This is a genomic window from Citrobacter sp. wls613 (assembly GCF_005281195.1).
Taxonomy (GTDB): domain Bacteria; phylum Pseudomonadota; class Gammaproteobacteria; order Enterobacterales; family Enterobacteriaceae; genus Citrobacter; species Citrobacter gillenii.
Genome location: NZ_SZXN01000069.1, coordinates 210,271 through 213,780 on the forward strand (window position 1 = coordinate 210,271; position 3,510 = coordinate 213,780).

At 50.0% G+C, this 3,510-nt stretch carries 3 protein-coding genes, 1 tRNA gene and 1 rRNA gene; 3 read left to right on the top strand and 2 right to left on the bottom strand.

Features of this window, described 5'->3' with window-relative positions:
• Positions 1 to 19 precede the first annotated feature (19 nt).
• Genes FDX01_RS17725 through FDX01_RS17735 form a run of 3 tightly spaced genes read left to right on the top strand, consistent with a single transcriptional unit; the run spans position 20 to position 3,080 of the window.
• Positions 20 to 1,201 (top strand): amino acid ABC transporter permease, encoded by a 1,182-nt coding sequence (locus FDX01_RS17725; RefSeq protein ID WP_137400214.1) that lies wholly within the window; start codon positions 20 to 22, stop codon positions 1,199 to 1,201.
• Positions 1,202 to 1,210: 9 nt separating this feature from the next.
• Positions 1,211 to 2,314, top strand: a complete 1,104-nt coding sequence (locus tag FDX01_RS17730) for an amino acid ABC transporter permease (protein ID WP_137400215.1) — start codon at positions 1,211 to 1,213, stop codon at positions 2,312 to 2,314.
• A 7-nt stretch (positions 2,315 to 2,321) separates the two neighbouring features.
• Entirely contained in the window at positions 2,322 to 3,080 is a 759-nt protein-coding gene (locus FDX01_RS17735; protein WP_096755448.1) for an amino acid ABC transporter ATP-binding protein, read from the top strand.
• Between the two features lie 160 nt (positions 3,081 to 3,240).
• Here the strand turns inward: FDX01_RS17735 and rrf are convergent.
• Together rrf and FDX01_RS17745 are read right to left on the bottom strand one after the other, a co-directional pair.
• Positions 3,241 to 3,356 (bottom strand): 5S ribosomal RNA (gene rrf / locus FDX01_RS17740).
• Between the two features lie 38 nt (positions 3,357 to 3,394).
• Positions 3,395 to 3,470, bottom strand: a tRNA-Thr gene (locus FDX01_RS17745).
• Between the last annotated feature and the right edge of the window lie 40 nt (positions 3,471 to 3,510).

The window sequence follows — 3,510 nt, forward strand, 5'->3', positions numbered from 1 at the left end:
CAGTTACCGAGGTTTTCTTATGCCCCATCGCCGCTCAAGCGTAAAAGGATCATTCTCCTTTTCTAACCCTGCGGTCCGCGCCTGGTTATTTCAAATACTCGCCGTCATTGCGGTCATCAGCATTGCGGTCTACCTCATTCATAACACGATTAATAACCTGAGCAGCCGCGGTATTACCTCGGGATTTTCTTTTCTCGATCGCAGTGCCGGATTTGGCATTGTTCAGCATCTGATTGATTACGAGCAGGGCGATACCTATGGCCGCGTCTTTCTGGTCGGTCTGCTTAATACACTGTTAGTCTCAGCGCTGTGCATTGTTTTCGCGTCATTTCTCGGTTTTTTTCTCGGACTGGCGCGGTTGTCGGATAACTGGTTACTGCGCAAGCTCTCAACGATTTATATCGAAACGTTCCGCAATATTCCCCCGCTGCTACAAATCTTCTTCTGGTATTTTGCTGTGTTACGTAATTTACCTGGCCCACGCCAGGCTGTTAACGCATTGGATATCGCATTCCTGAGCAACCGCGGGCTCTATATTCCGGCACCACAAATGGCAGAGGGTCTTGTTGCCTTTTGCGCTGCCGCCCTGATTGCTGCCATCATCTCCATTGGGTTATTTCGCTTTAATAAAATGCATCAGACTAAAACAGGTCAGTTACGACGGACCTGGCCTACGGCCCTGGCGCTGTTCGCTTTTTTACCGATGCTTTCACAGTGGATTTTTGGCGCAGCGCTACACTGGGATGTGCCTGAACTACGCGGCTTTAACTTCCGTGGCGGCATGGTGCTTATTCCAGAACTGGCTGCGCTGACGCTGGCACTTTCGGTGTATACCTCCGCATTTATTGCAGAAATTATTCGCGCGGGCATTCAGGCCGTGCCTTATGGTCAGCACGAGGCAGCACGCTCACTGGGGCTGCCAAATCCGGTAACCCTTCGCCAGGTTATTATCCCGCAGGCGCTGCGCGTCATCATTCCCCCACTGACCAGCCAGTACCTGAATATCGTAAAAAACTCCTCTCTGGCTGCAGCCATCGGCTACCCGGATATGGTTTCACTGTTTGCTGGGACCGTACTTAACCAAACAGGACAGGCCATTGAAACCATTGCCATTACCATGTCGGTGTATCTGATCATCAGCCTGAGCATTTCTCTGTTGATGAATATTTATAACCGTCGGATAGCACTGATTGAGCGCTAAGGAGCCATGATGACAAAAGCACTGCTGTCTCACCCCACGCGCCAGAACAGTAATCACGCAGGACGCGTTATTTTGTGGGTACGCAAGAACCTGTTCTCTAGTTGGTCAAATAGCCTGCTCACGCTGTTGTGCGTGTGGTTAATGTGGGCGTTTATTCCCCCTCTATTGAACTGGGCATTTCTACAGGCGAACTGGGTAGGATCTACCCGGGCAGATTGTACGAAAGCAGGAGCCTGCTGGGTGTTCATCCATGAACGCTTTGGCCAATTTATGTATGGACTCTATCCACACGATCAGCGTTGGCGAGTAAATCTGGCCCTGGTTATCGGTCTGCTTTCTATCGCCCCGATGTTCTGGAAAACCATGTCCCACCGTGGTCGCTATATCGCCGTCTGGGCAGTGGTTTACCCCATTGTGGTCTGGTGGCTGATGTACGGTGGTTTTTTCGGTCTCGAACGTGTCGAAACCCGGCAGTGGGGAGGATTAACGCTAACCTTGATTATCGCCTCCGTCGGTATTGCCGGTGCACTTCCATGGGGAATTTTACTGGCATTAGGTCGTCGTTCTCATATGCCCGTCGTGCGGATTTTATCCGTTATTTTCATTGAGTTCTGGCGTGGAGTACCGTTGATCACCGTGCTGTTTATGTCCTCAGTGATGCTGCCATTGTTTATGTCGGAAGGTACCAGCATCGACAAACTAATTCGCGCGCTGGTTGGGGTGATCCTTTTCCAGTCTGCCTATGTCGCGGAGGTGGTGCGCGGAGGATTACAAGCCTTACCAAAGGGGCAGTATGAAGCCGCCGAGTCACTGGCACTAGGATACTGGAAGACGCAGGGACTGGTTATTCTTCCCCAAGCGCTTAAGTTGGTTATTCCCAGCCTGGTCAACACGATTATCGCGCTGTTCAAAGATACCAGCCTGGTCATCATCATAGGTCTGTTTGATCTTTTTAGTAGCGTACAACAAGCAACCGTCGATCCCGCCTGGCTGGGGATGTCGACAGAAGGCTACGTTTTTGCCGCACTGATTTACTGGATTTTCTGTTTCAGCATGTCTCGTTACAGCCAGCATCTGGAAAAACGTTTTAACACCGGGCGTACACCGCACTGAGGAATTTATGAGCCAATTATTAATGCCGTCTACCGACGCGATGATTACGCTGGAAAACGTCAACAAGTGGTATGGGCAGTTTCATGTTCTTAAGAATATTAACCTGAAGGTAAAACAGGGGGAGCGCATCGTATTATGTGGGCCTTCTGGCTCTGGTAAATCGACAACCATCCGCTGTATTAATCATCTGGAAGAGCATCAGCAAGGACGCATTGTGGTGGATGGGATTGAACTCAACGAAGACATCCGCAATATTGAGCGTGTCAGGCAAGAAGTCGGTATGGTCTTTCAGCACTTTAATCTCTTTCCGCATTTGACGGTCTTGCAAAACTGTACATTGGCCCCTATTTGGGTCCACAAGATGCCAAAGAAAGAGGCTGAGGTTCTGGCCATGCACTATCTTGAACGGGTTCGTATTGCGGAACATGCGCATAAATTCCCGGGACAAATCTCCGGAGGACAGCAGCAGCGTGTGGCTATTGCGCGCTCGCTGTGTATGAAACCCAAAATTATGTTGTTTGACGAACCCACCTCGGCGCTGGATCCTGAAATGGTGAAAGAAGTACTGGATACTATGATTGGCCTGGCGCAATCAGGAATGACGATGTTGTGTGTCACCCATGAAATGGGCTTTGCACGCACGGTAGCCGACAGAGTGATTTTTATGGATCTAGGTGAAATAGTGGAACAGGCACCCCCGGATGAGTTTTTTGCCAATCCACGTTCTGAACGTACGCGAGCGTTTTTATCGCAGGTAATACATTAATATTATCATCCACTTGCATATAACGGCACTACATTTATCAGACCAATAATGGTACCAATCCTAAAGGTCGGATAGGGCGTTGACACCGTCATCTGGCCTTTTCTGAGTACACATAACGCAAAAAGGCCATCCTTTCGGATGGCCTTTTCACTTATTTGATGTCTGGCAGTTCCCTACTCTCGCATGGGGAGACCCCACACTACCATCGGCGCTACGGCGTTTCACTTCTGAGTTCGGCATGGGGTCAGGTGGGACCACCGCGCTACAGCCGCCAGACAAATTCTTTTCTACGTGCCGAACATTAACCTAAAAACTGGTGCTGATACCCAGAGTCGAACTGGGGACCTCACCCTTACCAAGGGTGCGCTCTACCAACTGAGCCATATCAGCACACTAAATTTGATGCCTGGCAGTTCCCTACTCTCGCATG